This window comes from Nocardia mangyaensis (assembly GCF_001886715.1).
GTDB lineage: Bacteria > Actinomycetota > Actinomycetes > Mycobacteriales > Mycobacteriaceae > Nocardia > Nocardia mangyaensis.
The window spans coordinates 2,568,426-2,585,833 of the sequence record NZ_CP018082.1; the positions used below are offsets into that span (position 1 = coordinate 2,568,426).

The following is a 17,408-nucleotide window of genomic DNA, read 5'->3' on the forward strand; positions in this document are numbered from 1 at the left end:
CGCGGTCACCTCCCGCCGCGAGCGGATCGGCACGGGGGCGAATCATCGTTTCCGCCGTTGTGGTTTCACGCCGGGACGCGGCGCGGCGGCTCGGGCGGTCGCGGTGGCCAGGGTCGCCGCGGCGGCTGCCCTCGCGCTGAGCGAGCGATGGATCAGATACTGCTGGGCGCACGTCCACACCGCGTTGGTGGCGAAGTACGCCAAGACGACCACCGGCAGGATCGCCCCGCCGATGAGCGCGCCCGCGGGAAACACCCACAGCGCCAGGTTCCGCATGATCGCGGCGGTGCCGTCCTGCCCCGACGGAGTGAGGCGGGCCGTGAAATGGGTGGCGAGGGCCGCGATCACCACCAGTGGGATCGCCAGGAGGGCTACGGCGGCGAATGTTTCGCCGGCCCCGGACAAGGTCGCCGACAGCGGGGCACCGAAGAGCCTGGCGTCGAGGAACGCGCGGACCTCTGGCACGCCGAACAGATAGTTGGCGGTGGCGCTGTTCACCTCGGGTGAGAGCGGAGTGTCGGTCGAGGTGAACGGGCCGACCGCGTACGCGCCGGTGCGGTCGAAGGAGCGCAGGACATGGAACAGGCCGAGGAACACCAGGGCCTGGGCGATCAGCGGGACGAAGCCGGCGAACAGGCTGACGCCGTGTTCGCGGTGCAGCAGCCTGATCTGTTCGGCCTGGGCGCGGGGATCATCGCGATGCTTGCGGCGGAGGCCGTCCATCTGTGGTTGCAGGGAACGCAGTGTCGCCTGGGACCGGGCCTGGCGAACGGCGGGGACGATCAGGAGGGCGCGGACGGTGACGACGAGGGCGACGACGGCGAGCAGCCAGGCGAGGCCGTCGGCGGCGCCGAGTGGATAGGCGAGCAATCGGTGCCAGCACCAGAGCACGGCCGACACCGGGAAGTACACGAAATCGAGCATGACGGAACGACCTGTCCGTAGAGCGTGCGCGGACGCACGAGAGGGAGGGGATCACGCGATGCCGACAGGTGGCGCCGAGGGCGCGCGACTGTCAGCGGTGATCGATTCCCGGTGCTCGAGGACGTGGACGACCGGCGGTGTCCGGATTGCTCTGCGGCAGAAAGGAACCACGCAGGCGTCGTTGCGCGGAACGCGGTGGACCCGCGACGGCGACCCGGACAGGCACCCGCGCGCGGGTGGTGACCGCGGCGAGCGCGCACACCATGGCCGCCGCGACGGCGCCGAAGGCGAGCATGCGGGCGGTTTCCCCGCCCGGCGCGGTCAGCAGCACGAAGGCGGGCAGGACGCACGCGAGAACCGCGTACGCCAAGACGGCTGCCCGTGAGTGCATGCTGTGCAGCCTACCGGTCACCACTGACGAACGAGGCGCGAGCGGGGTACCGTATGTACCGTCTCAGTCGAGACCGCCCCACCCGTTAACTGTTACTTCAAGTAACACCAAAGTTGGTGGGACATGAAGTCACGGTCAACGCCGGTACGCGTATCGTTGACCTCGTGACTGCACCCTCCACCCAGGCCGAGCAGCCCGTCGGTGACGGGCGCGCCACCCGCTGGCACGGGCACAAGGCCCGCCGTCGCGCGGAGATGGTCGATGCCGCCATCGAGGTGATCGAGGAACACGGGCTCGAGATCTCCGTGCAGCTCATCGCCGAACACCTCGCCCTGCCGCGTCCGGTGGTCTACCGGCATGTGGGCGGTCGCGCCGAACTCGACGCACTGGCCCGCCGGCGCATCCTGGAACTACTGCTCGCCGAGTTGTTGCCCGCGCTGCAGCCCGACGGCACCCTCAAGGACGCCGTGCGTGGCGCCGTCGGCACCTATCTCGGCTGGATCGACCGTCATCCCAACCTGCACCGTTTCCTCGGCGATGCCGCGCCCCAGGACGGTGGGCCCGCCACCCTGGCCGGGGCGGGGCGCGAGGTCGGCGGGCAGTTGGCCGACATGTTCGCCGCCACCCTGGCCCGCTTCGGCATCGATCCCGCCCGCGCCCGGCCGATGGCATTCGGCATGGTCGGCCTCGTCGACGGCGTCGTCGCCAGCTGGCGGGCCGAACCCGAGCCGGTGCTCACCACCGAGCAGGTACAGGGGATCCTGACCGAATCGGTGCTGTCGCTGTTCGAAGGCAACGCGCGCAGTCTCGGTGTCCCGTTGCAACGCGACTCGCTGGTCGCCGACCTGCTCATCGCCCCCGACGCCGCGCCACCGCCTGCGGAGCGGCTGCGCTGATCAGCGCTCAACCGCCCGGCCGTACCAGCTGGTAGGTGCGGTGCCACAGCCACTCGACCGGGCCACGGTCGAAGCGGCGTAGCCACAGGTGGGCGAACACGGTGATCGCGACGACGACGATCAGGTAGATGCCGATCGTGAAGGGCACCCGCGCCGACTCCGACACCCGTGCCGCCAGTCCGAAACCCCAGCCATAGCAGAGGATTCCGGCGATCAGGTTCTGCAGGATGTAGCAGCTGAGCGCGGCCCGGCCGACCTCGGTGAGCCGGGCACCGGCGAAACCGACGCGCGACCGGCCCAGGTAGAACTGCGCGACCGCGGCCAGAATGGCCAGTGCGACGAACGGTGCGGTGCCGTAGCGGGCGAACAGGATCAGATCGCCGCCACCGAAGACGCCGAGTGCGAAATCCGCCGGTGCCGCGAGGCCGAATCCGATCACCATGAGCCGCTTGCGGATTCGCGTGCCCTCGGGTCGGAACACCCCGGCGCGATAGAGCCGGGCGCCGATGAGGAACAGCGCCACCGACATCGGGAGCACGAAGATCGCTTCCAGCCGGAACATCGCGGCGTGGTCGAGCCGGAACAGCACCAGGTCCCAGAAGGAGCCGTCCGCGTAGGGATTGGGGTCGAGCGGTTCGGCGGCCGTGGGTTGGCGGGTGGGTTCGAACGCCAGGGCCACGGCGATCAGCGTCAGCATCGCCACGTGGATCGAGGCGGCGACGATCACCCACCGTCGCTGCGCTCGCTCACTGGTCGCCAACAGGTATGCCACCACCAGACCGGTCAGTGCGTAGCCCATCAGCACGTCGAACTCGGCGATGAACAGGAAGTTCAGCAGTCCGTCGAGGAACAGCAGCGCCGCCCGCCACGGATATCCACCCGGCCATCGCCTGCCCGCCCGCTGGGCCGACCCCTGCTGGATGGCCAGCCCGATGCCGAACATCACCGTGAGCAGCCCGAGGAACTTGCCCTGGGCCAGTTGCTGGAGTACCCGTTCCGACCAGTCCCAGCCGGTCTCGGCAGCCGCGCTGACACCGTCGAGGTAGCCGATGATCCCCTCGGGGTCGGTGAAGATCCAGATATTGGTGCCCAGCGTGCCCAGGATCGCGATGCCGCGCAGCACGTCCAGCGCGATCATCCTGGGCGGCCGCTGGCCGGTGCTCGCGCTGACGGCGGGTGCGACGGCTTCGGTCATCCTCCGAGTATCGGCGGCCCGGTCCTGGTCGCGGATCGACCGCGAGGACCACGCGGGGTCCTCCTCTCGGAGGAGGAGAACCCCCGCTGTGCCGAGATGTCGGTGCGGTTCGCCGCGCGTCGCCTAGGCTCGACAACATGCAGCGCATCATCGGAATCGAGGTCGAGTACGGCATCTCGACCCCCACGGAGCCGACGGCCAACCCGATTCTCACCTCCACGCAGGCCGTTCTCGCTTATGCGGCCGCCGCCGGCGTACCGCGTGCCAAGCGCACCCGCTGGGACTACGAGGTGGAATCCCCGCTGCGTGACGCGCGTGGTTTCGACCTGAGCCGGATGAGCGGGCCAGCCCCGGTGATCGACGCCGACGAGGTCGGCGCGGCGAACATGATCCTCACCAACGGTGCCCGGCTCTACGTCGACCACGCCCACCCCGAGTACTCAGCGCCCGAGGTCGTCGACCCGCTCGACGCGGTCATCTGGGACAAAGCGGGCGAGCGGGTGATGGAGGCCGCCGCCCGGCACGCCTCCAGCGTGCCCGGCGCACCCCGCCTGCAGCTGTACAAGAACAATGTCGACGGCAAGGGCGCCTCCTACGGCACTCACGAGAACTACCTGATGAACCGCGATACGCCGTTCAGCCACATCATCGCCGGATTGACGCCGTTCTTCGTCTCCCGCCAGGTCATCTGTGGGTCCGGCCGGGTCGGGATCGGTCAGTCCGGTGACCACGCGGGCTTCCAGCTGTCTCAGCGCGCCGACTACATCGAGGTCGAGGTCGGCCTGGAGACCACGCTCAAGCGGGGCATCATCAACACCCGCGACGAACCGCACGCCGACGCCGACAAGTACCGGCGCCTGCACGTGATCATCGGCGACGCCAACCTGGCCGAGATGTCGACCTACCTCAAGGTCGGGACCACCGCGCTCGTACTGGACCTGATCGAGGCCGGTGAGGACCTCTCGGAGTTCCAGCTGGCCCGTCCGGTCACCGCGGTGCACCAGATCAGTCACGACCCGACCCTGCGCGCCACCGTGGCGCTGGCCGACGGCCGCGAGCTGACCGGCCTTGCGCTGCAACGGCTCTACCACGAGCGGGTCGCCAAGTTCGTGCACCGCGAAGGCAACGACGACCCGCGCGTGCGTGACATCGTCGACAACTGGGGCATGGTGCTCGACCTGCTCGAGCGCGACCCGATGGAATGCGCGAACCTGCTCGACTGGCCGGCCAAGCTGCGCCTGCTCGAGGGCATGCGCAGCCGCGAGGGCCTGGGCTGGGCCGCCCCGAAACTGCACCTGATGGATCTGCAGTACTCCGATGTGCGCCTGGACAAGGGCCTTTACAACCGCCTGGTGGCGCGCGGGTCGATGAAGCGGCTCGTCAGCGAGCAGGATGTGCTCGACGCGATGACCAATCCGCCCACCGACACCCGCGCGTACTTCCGCGGAGAGTGTCTGCGCCGTTTCGGCGCCGATATCGCCGCCGCCAGTTGGGATTCGGTGATCTTCGATCTGGGTGGTGATTCGCTGGTTCGCATCCCCACCCTCGAGCCCCGTCGCGGCACGAAAGCGCATGTCGGCAAGCTGCTCGACGCCGCGGAGTCCGCCGCCGAGCTGGTCGAACAGCTCACGCACTGACCGGGTCCGGGCACGACCGGGCGACAATCCGATCGCTAATAGACCACCTTGTCGGATCCGCTCGGTAGGGTTGAGGGACGAGCACGAACATCGTGATGAGGAAAGAGGAGGTCGGCTGCCATGGCACAAGAGCAGACCAAACGCGCCGGGGGTGGCGACGAGGACGAGGGTCCCGAGGGCGTCGACGCGGCAGGGCAGGAGCGCCGCGAGAAGCTCGCGGAGGAGACCGACGACCTCCTCGACGAGATCGATGATGTGCTCGAGGAGAACGCCGAGGACTTCGTGCGGGCATATGTGCAGAAGGGCGGCCAGTGACCCCAGGTGATCCGTTGCGCCTCCACGCGGGGCAGGCTCTCTCCTCCTTCACCGAACACCTGCGGATGCACGCACCGAACCTGTTGCCCGGTAACGGGTTCGGTGCCTCCGAGTTGACCGCCGATTTCGCGCCGCACGGCACCACGATCGTCGCGGTCAGCTACCGCGGCGGGGTGCTGATCGCGGGCGATCGGCGCGCCACCCAGGGCAACCTGGTGGCCTCGCGCGACATGGAGAAGGTCTACATCACCGACACCTTCTCCGCGTCGGGCATCGCGGGTACCGCGGGCTTGGCGGTCGAGATGGTGCGGTTGTTCGCGGTGGAACTCGAGCACTACGAGAAGATCGAAGGCGTCTCGCTGACCTTCGACGGTAAGGCCAACAAGCTGTCGCGGATGGTGCGCGAAAACTTGCCCGCCGCCATGCAGGGGCTGGCTGTCGTTCCGCTGCTCGTCGGCTTCGACGACCAGGTCACCGACCCCGACAGGGCCGGGCGGATCGTGTCCTACGACGTGGTCGGCTCGCGCAGCGAGGAACGGTTCGGTTACACCGCGGTCGGTTCCGGTTCGACCTTCGCCAAGTCCTCGCTCAAGAAGCTCTACCGGCACGGACTCGACCAGGACCGGGCGTTGCGGATCGCGGTGGAGTCGCTGGTCGACGCCGCTGACGACGACACCGCGACCGGCGGTCCCGACGTGCTGCGCGGGATCTACCCGACGGTGGTGCGCATCGATGCCGAAGGAGCGGTCGAGGTGACCGAGGAGCGGCTCGGTGAGATCGCCGCGGCGATCCTCGCCGACCGCGAGACCGAACAGAATGGGGGTGCCGACGCATGACGCTGCCGTACTACGCGTCTGCCGAGCAGATCATGCGCGACAAGACCGAGCTCGCCCGCAAGGGCATCGGTCGAGGTCGCAGTGTGATCGTGCTGGTGTATGACAAGGGCGTGCTGTTCGTCGCCGAGAATCCGTCGGCGACCCTGCACAAGGTCAGCGAACTCTACGACCGCATCGGTTTCGCCTCGGTCGGTAAGTACAACGAGTTCGAGGCCCTGCGCCGGGGCGGCATCCTGCAGGCAGACCTGAAGGGCTACCAGTACGACCGGCGCGATGTCACCGGACGTGGGCTGGCCAACCTCTACGCGCAGAACCTCGGGTCGATCTTCACCGATCAGCTCAAGCCGTTCGAGGTCGAGATCTGCGTGGCCGAGGTGGGCTATCCGGAGCAGGCGCCGACCTCGGTGCTGTACCGGATCACCTTCGACGGGTCCATCGTCGACGAACGCGAGTACGTCGTGATGGGCGGGACCACCGAGCCGATCCTGAACGCGCTCAAGTCCACCTACACCGCGGGTCTGTCCCTGGACGACGCGTTGAAGGTGGCCATCGGAGCGTTGCAGGCCGGTCAGCCGGAGGCCGACAAGGACAAGCGCTCGCTCGGGGTCGCCTCGCTCGAGGTGGCCACGCTCGAGCAGGAGCGTCCGCGACGGGCGTTCCGCCGGTTGCAGGGGCTTGCCCTGGAGCAGGCACTGGGTGCCACGGCGGCCGTGAAACCGACGACCGAGGCGACGCTGCCCGAACCCGAGGACGACGCGGGAGAGTAGCCGCCGTCACGATCATGGTCGGGCCCGCGAACCGCTCCGGTTCACGGGCCCGACCTCGTCGTGTGCCTGCCGGTCGTTCGCTGTCCGAATCGTTGCGAACACGTATGCAGATCCGATGTCAGGAGCGCCGCGCGGGTACTGGTCATGGCTGTAGTGTCGATGAGGTGCAGCGACGAATCATGGGGATCGAGACCGAGTTCGGTGTGACATGCACCTTCCACGGTCACCGTCGGCTGTCCCCCGACGAGGTGGCCCGGTACCTGTTCCGCCGGGTGGTGTCCTGGGGCCGTAGCTCTAATGTCTTCCTTCGCAACGGTGCCAGGTTGTACCTCGACGTCGGATCGCATCCCGAGTACGCGACCGCGGAGTGCGACAGCCTGGTGCAGTTGGTCACCCACGACCGGGCCGGTGAACGGGTCCTGGAGGACCTGCTCATAGACGCCGAACAGCGTCTCGCCGAGGAAGGCATCGGCGGCGACATCTATCTGTTCAAGAACAACACCGACTCCGCGGGCAACTCCTACGGCTGCCACGAGAACTTCCTCGTGGTCCGCGCGGGCGAGTTCTCCCGCATCTCGGACGTGTTGCTCCCGTTCCTGGTCACCCGCCAGCTCATCTGCGGTGCGGGCAAGGTGTTGCAGACGCCCAAGGCGGCCACGTTCTGCCTCTCGCAGCGTGCCGAGCACATCTGGGAGGGCGTCTCCTCGGCGACCACCCGCTCGCGCCCGATCATCAACACCCGCGACGAGCCGCACGCCGACGCCGAGAAGTACCGGCGCCTGCACGTGATCGTGGGTGACTCGAACATGGCCGAGCCGACGACGATGCTCAAGGTGGGCACGGCGTCGCTGGTGCTGGAGATGATCGAGGCGGGGGTGTCGTTCCGCGATTTCGCCCTCGACAATCCGATCCGTGCGATCCGCGAGGTCAGCCACGACCTGACCGGTCGTCGTCCGGTCCGGTTGGCCGGTGGCCGCCAGGCCAGCGCGCTCGAGATCCAGCGCGAGTACTACGCCCGTGCCGTCGAGCACCTGCGCAATCGCGACCGCGATCCGCAGGTCGACGCCGTGGTCGACCTGTGGGGCCGCACTCTGGACGCGGTCGAGGCGCAGGACTTCGCCAAGGTCGACACCGAGATCGACTGGGTGATCAAGCGCAAGCTGTTCCAGCGCTATCAGGACCGCTACAGCATGGAGCTCTCCGATCCCAAGATCGCCCAGCTAGACCTGGCCTACCACGACATCAAGCGTGGTCGCGGGGTGTTCGACCTGCTGCAGCGCAAGGGCCTGGCCAAGCGGATCACCGAGGACGACGCCGTCGACGCCGCGGTGGACACCCCGCCGCAGACCACCCGCGCCAAGCTGCGCGGTGACTTCATCACCGCCGCCCAGGAGGCGGGGCGTGACTTCACCGTCGACTGGGTGCATCTCAAGCTGAACGATCAGGCGCAGCGCACCGTGTTGTGCAAGGATCCGTTCCGCTCGGTCGACGAACGCGTCGACCGGCTGATCGCCTCGATGTAGGCGTACCCCCTGGACGGGGGGATCCGACGAGACCGGTGGCGCATGGGAGCGATCGCGTAGGCGCCACCGGTTTCGTCGCGTGTGGGGCCGCTCAGTGGGCCACCACCGCCGCGTAGGTGGCGTCGAGCCCGGCGATGAACGACGTCAGGGCCAATTCGAAGCTGTCGTCGTCGATCTCCTCGGCGACCGCGCGCAGCAGGTGCGCCTGGTTCAGGTGCGGGTAGCGGTCGCGGTAGACCTGCACGTCGTCGGCGAAACCACCGGCGAACGAGCCGACCGTGGAACCCATCACCAGGTAGCGGGTGGCCGCGCCGATCATGGTGGCGTAGCGCGGCGGCCAGCCCGCGCCGACCAGGCCGCCGTGCACGGCGTCGGCGGCACGCAGGTTCTCGGCCCGGCGGCCCGGCCCCGCGGCCAGGTAGGGCACGAAATTCGGGTGCGCGACCAGTGCCGACCGGTAGCTGCGCGCCCAGGCGGCCAGCGCCTCGGCCCACCCGGCGGTGTCGAAGGCCGAGGTGTCGACGTGGCTCATGATGCCGGTGGCGATGTCGTCGAGCAGGTCGTCCTTGTTCGGATAGTGGCCATACAGTGAGGCCGCCTGGACGCCGAGTGCGGCGGCGAGCTTGCGCATGGAGACCTCGGCCAGGCCGTCGCGGTCGATCAGGGCGAGCGCCGCCTCGCGAATGCGCTCGCGGCTCAACAGCGGTACGCGCGGCCTCGCCATGCGCCACTCCTCTCGGTCGGGATTCGAACGGTATCACCGGCTCTTGATAAACCGAACGCCGTTAGGATACGGTGCCCGAGTAAACCTAACGACGTTCGGTTCAGGAGTGGCTTCGTGGATCTCCAACTCACCTCCGCGCAGAGCGATCTGCGCGACCTCGCCCGCACCTGGGTGGACCGGGAAGTCGTTCCGTTCGCGGCGCAGTGGGATCGAGACGAATCGGTCGATCCGGCGATCGTGGGCAAGCTCGGCGCGCTGGGCTTCCTCGGGCTCGGGATCGACGAGCAGTACGGCGGCTCCGGCGGTGACGCGCTCGACTACTGCCTGCTGCTCGAGGAGCTCGGCCGCGGCGACAGCGCGGTACGCGGCATCGTGTCGGTCTCCCTCGGATTGGTCGCCAAGTCGATCGCCGCGTACGGCACCGAGGAGCAGAAGCATCGGTTCCTGCCGCCATTGTGCACGGGGGAGCAGCTCGGGTGCTTCGCCCTCACCGAGCCGGGTACCGGCTCCGATGCCGCGAACCTGATCGCCCGGGCCGCTCGTGACGGGTCGGACTGGATCATCGACGGCACCAAGATCTTCATCACCAACGGCACCTGGGCCGATGTCGCGCTGGTCTTCGCGCGGACCGGGGGGTCGGGCCCGAAAGGGGTCACCGCGTTCCTCGTCCCCACCGACGCACCGGGTTTCGGCCGCACCGAGATCAAGGGCAAGCTCGGTCTGCGCGGCCAGGCCACCGCCGAACTGGTCCTCGACCGGGTCCGGATACCGGACGCGTCGCGCCTGGGGGCCGAAGGCCAGGGTTTCCGCATCGCGATGGCGGCGCTGGACAAGGGGCGCATGGGCGTCGCGGCGGGTTGTGTCGGACTGGCGCGCGCCTGCCTCGAGGCGGCGGTGCGGTACGCCGGGGAACGCGAGCAGTTCGGCAAACCCATCGCGGGCTATCAGCTGGTCCAGGAACTGCTCGCCGACATCGCGGTGGAGACCGACGCCGCCCGTCTACTCGCGTGGCGCACCGCCGATCTCGTCGACCGGGGTGAGCCGTTCGGCACCGCCGCATCGATGGCCAAACTGTTCGCCTCCGAGGCCGCGGTCAAGGCGGCCAACAACGCCATCCAGGTGTTCGGTGGCTACGGCTACATCGACGAATACCCGGTTGCCAAATACCTGCGCGACGCCCGCGTGCTGACTCTCTACGAGGGCACCACCCAGATCCAGAAACTGCTGATCGGCCGCGCCCTCACCGGCGTGAACGCCATCGTCTGACACAGGAGTTCGATTCATGACCACGAAGACAGCGTTCATCACCGGCGCCGCCCGCGGCATCGGCGCGGCCACCGCGGCGCGGCTCGCCGCCGACGGTCTGGCCGTCGCGGTCGTCGACCTCGACGCCGATGCCGCGGTCCAGGCCGCGGGCAGGATCAACGCCGAGGGCGGCACCGCGATCGGGATCGGGTGCGATGTGGCCGACGAGGACTCCGTGGCGGCGGCGGTCGCCAGGACGGTGGCCGACCTCGGTTCGCTCGATGTGCTGGTGAACAACGCGGGCGTGCTGCGCGACAACCTGCTGTTCAAGATGTCGGTCGACGATTGGGACACCGTCGTGTCGGTGCACCTGCGCGGTGCGTTCCTGTGCTGCCGGGCCGCCCAGAAGCACATGGTCGAACGCGGCGGCGGCGCCATCGTCAACACCTCGAGCGTGTCGGCGCTGGGCAACCGTGGCCAGGCCAACTACGCCGCCGCCAAAGCGGGCATCCAGGGCTTGACCCGCACCCTCGCGATGGAACTGGGCCCCTTCGGTATTCGCGTCAATGCCGTGGCGCCGGGCTTCATCGCCACCGAGATGACCGCGGCCACCGCGGCCCGGATCGGAGTCGGCGCCGAGGAACTCCAGGCCAAGACCGCCGAGATCACCCCGCTGCGCCGCGTCGGCCAACCCGCCGACATCGCCAAGGTGGTGGCCTTCCTCGCTTCCGCCGACGCCGGATTCGTCACCGGCCAGACCGTGTACGTCGACGGCGGACGCCGTCTCTAGCTCGGGAGAATCCCATGCAGCGAACAGTTTTCACCGACGAGCACGAGGCGTTCCGCGAGACGGTGCGCGCGTTCGTCGAATCGCAGGTCGTGCCCGTGTACGACCAGTGGTACGAGGCGGGCATCGTGCCGCGCGAGTTCTACCGCACCCTGGCCGAGCTGGGCGTGTTCGGCATCGAGGTGCCCGAGGAGTACGGCGGCGCCGGGATCGATTCGTTCAAGTTCCAGGCGGTCCTGATCGAGGAGACCGCCCGCGCGGGGGTGTCGTTCGGTGGTTCGGGCGTGCACGTCGGGCTGTGCCTGCCCTACCTGAAGACCTTGGCCACCGAGGAGCAGAAGCAGCGCTGGCTGCCTGGGTTCGTCTCCGGTGAGCTGATGTTCGCCATCGCGATGACCGAACCCGGCACCGGCTCCGACCTGGCCGGAATGCGCACCACCGCAAAGCTTTCCGACGACGGCACGCACTACGTGCTCAACGGCGCCAAGACTTTCATCACCGGCGGGGTGCACGCAGACCGGGTGATCGTGTGCGCTCGCACCGCGCCCGCCACCGAATCCGATCGCCGCCACGGCATCTCACTGCTGGTGGTCGACACCGCACTGGCCGGCTACCGCGTAGGCCGCAAGCTGGACAAGCTCGGGCTGAAGGTCTCCGACACCGCGGAACTGTCGTTCACCGATGTCCGGGTGCCGGTGACCGACCTGCTCGGCGAGGTGCACCAGGGGTTCACCTATCTCGGCCAGAACCTGCCACAGGAACGGCTGTCCATCGCGGTCGGCGCCTACGCCCAGGCCGCATCGGCGATCCGGTTCGCACTCGAATACACCAGGGGCCGTTCGGTGTTCGGTCAGCCGGTGGCCAACTTCCAGAACACCAAGTTCGAACTGGCGGCCTGTCGCGCCGAGGTCGACGCCGCCGAGGCGGTCGTCGACCGGGCGCTGGAAGCACTCGACCGCGGCGAGCTGACCCCTGCCGACGCGGCCTCGGCCAAACTGTTCTGCACCGAGATGGCCTCACGGGTGATCGATCGCTGCCTGCAACTGCACGGCGGCTACGGCTACATCACCGAATACCCCGTGGCTCGCCTGTACGCCGACAACCGGGTCAACCGGATCTACGGTGGCACCAGTGAGGTGATGAAGATGATCATCGCCAAGAACATGGGCCTGTGAGAATGACCGGTGTAACTCGTGCGCACACCGCGCGCCGAGCTTTCGAAGGAGCCGCATGACAACCGATTTCGCCGACTTCGATGCCCTGCGGGCCGCGGTCGGGACCGAACTGGGACCCAGTGGCTGGATCACCATCGACCAGCAGCGCATCGACCGGTTCGCCGAGGCGACCGGCGATCACCAGTGGATTCACGTCGATCCGGAGCGCGCGGCGGCCGGGCCGTACGGCACGACCATCGCGCACGGCTTCCTCACGCTGTCGCTGATGGTGCCGATCACCCAGCAGTTGATGACCGTGAGTGCCGCGAGCGCGGCGATCAACTACGGCCTGGACAAGGTCCGGTTCCTGACGCCGGTTCCGGTCGGCAGCCGGATCCGAGGCCGGATCACCCTGACCGAGGTCACCGAGGTACGCGGCGGGGTGCAGGCGCATCGCCTCGTCACCATCGAGCTCGAGGGCGCCGAGCGGCCTGCCTGCGTCGCCGACGCCATCGCGCGCTACCTGCGCTGAACCGGCCGGCGGCGCGGACTCCGCCGCGCGGCCGGGCAGGCGCGACCATTACCCTCTATCGAGTGGCGATATCGAAGGTCGAGCGGCTGATGAATCTGGTCATCGCGCTGCTGTCGACCAGGCAGTTCCTGAGTGCGGAACGTATTCGCGCCAGCGTGGCCGGTTACGAGGACTCCGCGACCGACGAGGCGTTCAGCCGGATGTTCGAGCGCGACAAGAACGAACTACGTGACCTGGGCATACCCCTCGAAGTAGGGCCGGTCGGCCGGTTCTCGACCCTCGAGGGCTACCGGATCAATCGCGATGCCTACGAACTGCCCGATATCGATCTGTCCAGTGAGGAGGCGGCCGCGGTCGCCGTCGCGGTGCAGATGTGGGCCTCACCCGAGCTGGCCGGTGCCGCCGAGGGCGCGCTGTTGAAACTGCGCGCCGCCGGGGTCACCGTCGAAACCGACAATGTCGGGGTCTCGGTGCCCGCCGTCCCCGCCCGAACCCGCGGCTCGGAACCGGTGCTGCGCGAGCTGCTCGCCGCGATCGACGCCGGGCAGGCGGTGCGGTTCGGCCACCACAGCGCTGTCACCGACCCGTTCGTCACCCGCGATGTCGAACCGTGGGGCGTGGTGACCCGGCACGGACGCTGGTACCTGGTCGGCCACGACCGCGAACGCGACGCCGTGCGTACCTTCCGGCTCTCCCGCATCGGCGGACAGGTCACTCCGTACGGGCCGGTCAACGCCGTGCGCAAACCCGAGGACGCCGACCTGCGGGTCATCGTCGACCGGGTCACCGGCGACGCGCCCGTCACCGGTTCGGCCACCGTGTGGGTCGCCAAGGGCCGCGGCCGCGAACTGCGCCGCATCGGCACCGAGGTGAGCACCCGCGACCTGGGCGGCAGACCGGGGTCTGTGCTCGAGGTCCCGGTGCGCTCCCGCGACTGGGTGGCCCGGCTGATCACCGGCCTCGGACCCGACGTTCTCGTGCTCGATCCACCACAACTGCGCGCCGATGTGATGAACCGGCTACGGTCGGTACTCGACCACACGGAGGTGGCGTCGTGAGTTCGCGCTTGTCCCTACGTCTTTCGCGCCTGTTGAACATGGTGCCGTACTTACTCGCGCACCCGGGGATCAGCGCGGCCGAGGCCGCTGCGGAACTGGGTGTCACCACCAAACAGCTGATGAGCGACCTCAACCAGCTGTGGATGTGCGGATTGCCGGGTTACGGGCCCGGCGACCTGATCGACCTGTCGTTCTCCGAGGAGAGCATCGAGGTCACCTTCTCCGCGGGGATCGAACGGCCGCTGCGACTGACCTCCACCGAGGCCACCGCCCTGCTGGTGGCCCTGCGCTCGATCGTGGAGATGCCCGGCATGGTCGACCCGACCGCCGCGCACGCCGCGATCGCCAAGATCGAATCCGCGATCGCCAGCAGCGACGCCGTCGTCACCGGAAAACCACTCGCCGTGCCCGCCGAGGCGCCGGTCGTGGCCACCGTGCGCGCAGCGCTCGCCGACGGCAATGCCCTGCGCTTGGTCTATTACTCGGCCAGCCGGGACGAGGTGTCCGAACGCACCGTCGATCCGATCCGGGTCGTCCTGGTCGACAACAACAGCTACCTGCAGGCCTGGTGCAGGCAGGCCGAGGGTGTTCGCCTGTTCCGCTTCGACCGGATCGAGGACGCCACCGAACTCGACGAACCGGCCCGCCCACCCAGTCACGCCGCCGCCGACGCGGCCGCGCTCGACCTCTTCCAGGACGACCCCGACGTCCCGCTGGCCCGCCTGCGCATCCGCGCCGACTACGCCTGGGTGCTCGACCAGTACCCGATGCACCGCATCGAATCGCGACCCGACGGCAGCATCGAGGCGGGCATGCGCTTCGCCTCGCCGGACTGGATGGCGCGCCTGCTGCTCGGTTTCGGGACGGGCGTGCGCGTGCTCGGCCCACCGGACCTGGTGTCGGCGGTGCGCGACCGCGCCGACGCCGCCTTGGCCGCCTATGCGGCCGCCGGACTACTGGGGGAGACCGAGTCGGCGTGAGCCAGCGAGTACTGGTCCTCGGTGCGGGCAGCATCGGGGTGTTCATCGGCGGTCACCTGGCCGCCGCGGGCATGGAAGTCATCTTCGTCGGGCGTCAGCGGGTGCTCGACGACATCGCCGAGCACGGCCTGTGCCTGACCGACCTGGACGGCGGCGCCACCGAGGTGTCGGCGGACCGGTTCGGGCTGGCCCTGGAACCCGACGAACCGGAACTGGCCGATCTGGTCCTGATCACCGTGAAATCGGCCGATACCGCCGAGGCCGCCCGCGCGGTCGCGGGCAGGCTGCGTCCGGGTACCCCGGTGGTGAGCCTGCAGAACGGGATCGGCAACGCCAGCCTGATCCGGGAGATCCTGCCGACCACCATCGTCCTGGCCGGGATGGTGATGTTCAATGTCGTGCACCGTGGTCGCGGCCGGTTCCACCGGGCCAGCGAGGGCGGGGTCGCGATCCAGGACGATCCGGTGGTCGACCGGTTCGCCGACCGGTTCCGGGCCGCCGGGCTGCCGCTGCGCCGCCACCGTGACCTGCGCCCGGTGCAGTGGGCCAAGCTCCTGCTCAACCTGAACAACCCGATCAACGCCCTCTCGGGCAGGCCGCTGCGCGAGGAACTGGCCGAACGCGACTACCGGCGCTGCCTCGCGCTGGCCCAGGCCGAAGCCCTCGCGGTGATGAACACCGCACGAATTCGGCCCGCGCAGTTGACCCCGGTGCCACCCGAACTGATGGTGCATCTGCTGCGGGTGCCCGACGGCGTGTTCCGCCGCGTGTTCGGCCGCGTCCTGGCCATCGATCCGCTCGCCCGCTCGTCGATGGCCGATGACCTCGCCCTGGGACGCCGTACCGAAATCGCGTGGCTGTGCGGGGAAATCGTGCGCCTCGGCGAGATGGTCGGGCAGCCGACCCCGGTCAACCGCCGCCTCACCGAACTGATCAGGATCGCCGAGTCCGGCGACGGTCGACGGTTCACCGGAAGCCGTCTGCTGGCCGAGCTGACCGGTGCCGCCAGCGCTGTCCAGGGTTGAACGCGTGGCGAACAATGCTGCGGGTGAGCACTCGCGACAGCTCGCGGACGGGTAGCATCGGTAACCACCACAGTCTTGGGAGGTATCTGAAAATGGGCACGTTCAGCTGGACGCACCTGCTGATCATCGCGTTGCTGTTCGTCCTGCTCTTCGGCGCGAAGCGGCTTCCGGACGCGGCGCGCGGTCTCGGCCGGTCGCTGCGCATCTTCAAGAGCGAGGTCGGGCAGATGCAGTCGGAGTCGGCGACCCCGACCACCACCCCCGCGCAGGACGCCACCCCGGCCCCGCCGCAGCAGCTGTCGGCCTCGGCCGCGCAGCCGCAGCCGCCGGTCGCCGAACCACAGCAGGGCCAGAAGACGCTCTGACCTCGAAGTTCACCCCGGAGTGGCTGTGACCGCTCCGGGGCGCAGTGCTGTTTTGCCGAGCATCCGCCGAACCGAGGGTTAGAGGCCACCACTCACCATGCGCATTCCGTTCGATCCCCGGCGCAGCAAGCGCAGGACGAATCCCGACGGCACCATGTCGTTGGTTCAGCACCTGCAGGAACTGCGCACCCGGCTGTTGCTCGCGCTGGCCGCGATCGCGGTCACCACGATCTTCGGTTTCGTCTGGTACGCGCAATCGCTGTTCGGCCTCGAGAGCCTGGGCGAGATCCTGCGCGGGCCCTACTGTGCGCTGCCCGAATCGGCCCGCGCGAGTCTGAGTCCCGACGGGGCCTGCCGATTGCTGGCGACCGGCCCGTTCGAACAGTTCATGCTGCGGTTGAAGGTCGGCTTCACCGCCGGTGTGGTGATGGCCGCGCCGTTCTGGCTGTATCAGTTGTGGGCCTTCATCACCCCGGGGCTCTACGCCAAGGAGCGCAAGTACGCGGTCGGATTCGTGACCTCGGGCAGTGTGTTGTTCGTGGCCGGCGCCGTACTCGCGTACGCGGTGGTCTCGCACGCGTTGGAGTTCCTGCTCACCATCGGTGACAACGTGCAGATCACCGCGCTGAGCGGTTCCGAGTACTTCAGCATGATCGTCCAGTTGCTGATCATCTTCGGCGTCAGTTTCGAGACGCCGCTGGTGGTCATCGGGCTGAACCTGGTGGGTGTCCTTCCCTACGTCAAGCTCAAGGCGTGGCGGCGCGGCATCGTCTTCGGCCTGTTCGTCTTCGCCGCGATCGTGACACCGCAGGATCCGTTCTCGATGTTGGCGTTGGCGTTCGCGTTGACCCTGCTGTTCGAGATGGCCGTGCAGTTCGCCAGGTTCAACGATGCCCGCCGGGCCCGCCGCGAGGCCGACTCCGGCTGGGGCACCCTCGACGACGAGGAAGCCTCGCCGCTGGACACCCCGGACCCGGTCGCCCCGGCCGATTCGGTCGCCGACCCGCAGAAAACCACGCGCCCCGTGTCGGACTACTCCGATACGCTCTGACGG

The 17,408-nt window shown here is 68.6% G+C and carries 19 protein-coding genes; 15 read left to right on the top strand and 4 right to left on the bottom strand.

From position 1 onward, the window contains the following. Nucleotides 1-42: 42 nt before the first annotated feature. Entirely contained in the window at nucleotides 43-924 is an 882-nt protein-coding gene (gene yidC, locus BOX37_RS11630; RefSeq protein ID WP_071927655.1) for a membrane protein insertase YidC, read from the bottom strand. Between the two features lie 91 nt (nucleotides 925-1,015). Continuing rightward, nucleotides 1,016-1,315 carry a DUF6412 domain-containing protein gene (locus BOX37_RS11635; protein ID WP_071931405.1) on the bottom strand — a complete coding sequence of 100 codons (300 nt, stop codon included), beginning with the start codon at nucleotides 1,313-1,315 and terminating at the stop codon, nucleotides 1,016-1,018. Between the two features lie 164 nt (nucleotides 1,316-1,479). Between BOX37_RS11635 and BOX37_RS11640 the strand changes: the two genes are divergently transcribed. After that, nucleotides 1,480-2,211 (top strand): TetR/AcrR family transcriptional regulator, encoded by a 732-nt coding sequence (locus tag BOX37_RS11640; RefSeq protein WP_240505309.1) that lies wholly within the window; start codon nucleotides 1,480-1,482, stop codon nucleotides 2,209-2,211. A gap of 7 nt (nucleotides 2,212-2,218) precedes the next feature. On the opposite strand, the gene BOX37_RS11645 is transcribed toward BOX37_RS11640, so the two are convergent. Further along, a complete protein-coding gene (locus tag BOX37_RS11645) occupies nucleotides 2,219-3,406 on the bottom strand; it encodes a DUF418 domain-containing protein (protein ID WP_084759553.1) in 1,188 nt (395 codons plus the stop codon). 137 nt (nucleotides 3,407-3,543) lie between these two features. Here BOX37_RS11645 and dop point away from each other — a divergent pair, with 137 nt between their 5' ends. The 5 genes from dop (at nucleotide 3,544) to pafA (ending at nucleotide 8,484) form a co-directional block, all read left to right on the top strand. Next, on the top strand, nucleotides 3,544-5,043 hold the full coding sequence (gene dop, locus BOX37_RS11650; protein ID WP_071927656.1) for a depupylase/deamidase Dop: 1,500 nt from the start codon (nucleotides 3,544-3,546) through the stop codon (nucleotides 5,041-5,043). 120 nt (nucleotides 5,044-5,163) lie between these two features. Then, nucleotides 5,164-5,358, top strand: a complete 195-nt coding sequence (locus BOX37_RS11655; RefSeq protein ID WP_019047503.1) for a ubiquitin-like protein Pup — start codon at nucleotides 5,164-5,166, stop codon at nucleotides 5,356-5,358. Continuing rightward, nucleotides 5,355-6,194, top strand: coding sequence for a proteasome subunit beta (gene prcB, locus BOX37_RS11660; protein ID WP_071927657.1), 840 nt, complete (start codon nucleotides 5,355-5,357; stop codon nucleotides 6,192-6,194). The genes BOX37_RS11655 and prcB overlap by 4 nt, the downstream gene beginning before the upstream one ends. Next, nucleotides 6,191-6,961, top strand: a complete 771-nt coding sequence (gene prcA / locus BOX37_RS11665) for a proteasome subunit alpha (RefSeq protein ID WP_071927658.1) — start codon at nucleotides 6,191-6,193, stop codon at nucleotides 6,959-6,961. The genes prcB and prcA overlap by 4 nt, the downstream gene beginning before the upstream one ends. 164 nt (nucleotides 6,962-7,125) lie before the next feature. Further along, nucleotides 7,126-8,484 (top strand): Pup--protein ligase, encoded by a 1,359-nt coding sequence (gene pafA / locus BOX37_RS11670; protein WP_206045805.1) that lies wholly within the window; start codon nucleotides 7,126-7,128, stop codon nucleotides 8,482-8,484. A 91-nt stretch (nucleotides 8,485-8,575) separates the two neighbouring features. Here pafA and BOX37_RS11675 read toward each other — a convergent pair whose 3' ends face one another. Further along, nucleotides 8,576-9,208 carry a TetR/AcrR family transcriptional regulator gene (locus tag BOX37_RS11675; RefSeq protein WP_071927660.1) on the bottom strand — a complete coding sequence of 211 codons (633 nt, stop codon included), beginning with the start codon at nucleotides 9,206-9,208 and terminating at the stop codon, nucleotides 8,576-8,578. Between the two features lie 114 nt (nucleotides 9,209-9,322). On the opposite strand from BOX37_RS11675, the gene BOX37_RS11680 reads away from it, so the two are divergent. From BOX37_RS11680 to tatC, 9 genes are all read left to right on the top strand, one after another. Beyond that, nucleotides 9,323-10,474, top strand: a complete 1,152-nt coding sequence (locus BOX37_RS11680; protein ID WP_071927661.1) for an acyl-CoA dehydrogenase family protein — start codon at nucleotides 9,323-9,325, stop codon at nucleotides 10,472-10,474. 16 nt (nucleotides 10,475-10,490) lie between these two features. Then, complete coding sequence (locus tag BOX37_RS11685; protein ID WP_071927662.1) at nucleotides 10,491-11,243, top strand: SDR family oxidoreductase; 753 nt, start codon at nucleotides 10,491-10,493, stop codon at nucleotides 11,241-11,243. Nucleotides 11,244-11,257: 14 nt separating this feature from the next. Then, entirely contained in the window at nucleotides 11,258-12,415 is a 1,158-nt protein-coding gene (locus tag BOX37_RS11690) for an acyl-CoA dehydrogenase family protein (protein WP_071927663.1), read from the top strand. 55 nt (nucleotides 12,416-12,470) lie between these two features. After that, the gene (locus BOX37_RS11695; RefSeq protein WP_071927664.1) at nucleotides 12,471-12,926 is read left to right on the top strand and encodes a MaoC family dehydratase; all 456 of its coding nucleotides are present in this window, start codon (nucleotides 12,471-12,473) and stop codon (nucleotides 12,924-12,926) included. A 62-nt stretch (nucleotides 12,927-12,988) separates the two neighbouring features. After that, on the top strand, nucleotides 12,989-13,984 hold the full coding sequence (locus BOX37_RS11700; protein WP_084759554.1) for a helix-turn-helix transcriptional regulator: 996 nt from the start codon (nucleotides 12,989-12,991) through the stop codon (nucleotides 13,982-13,984). Beyond that, on the top strand, nucleotides 13,981-14,964 hold the full coding sequence (locus BOX37_RS11705) for a helix-turn-helix transcriptional regulator (protein WP_071927666.1): 984 nt from the start codon (nucleotides 13,981-13,983) through the stop codon (nucleotides 14,962-14,964). The genes BOX37_RS11700 and BOX37_RS11705 overlap by 4 nt, the downstream gene beginning before the upstream one ends. After that, entirely contained in the window at nucleotides 14,961-15,989 is a 1,029-nt protein-coding gene (locus BOX37_RS11710; protein WP_071927667.1) for a 2-dehydropantoate 2-reductase, read from the top strand. The genes BOX37_RS11705 and BOX37_RS11710 overlap by 4 nt, the downstream gene beginning before the upstream one ends. A gap of 92 nt (nucleotides 15,990-16,081) precedes the next feature. Beyond that, nucleotides 16,082-16,354, top strand: a complete 273-nt coding sequence (gene tatA, locus BOX37_RS11715; protein WP_071927668.1) for a Sec-independent protein translocase subunit TatA — start codon at nucleotides 16,082-16,084, stop codon at nucleotides 16,352-16,354. Between the two features lie 97 nt (nucleotides 16,355-16,451). After that, nucleotides 16,452-17,405, top strand: a complete 954-nt coding sequence (gene tatC, locus BOX37_RS11720) for a twin-arginine translocase subunit TatC (RefSeq protein ID WP_071927669.1) — start codon at nucleotides 16,452-16,454, stop codon at nucleotides 17,403-17,405. The last annotated feature ends 3 nt before the right edge of the window (nucleotides 17,406-17,408 follow it).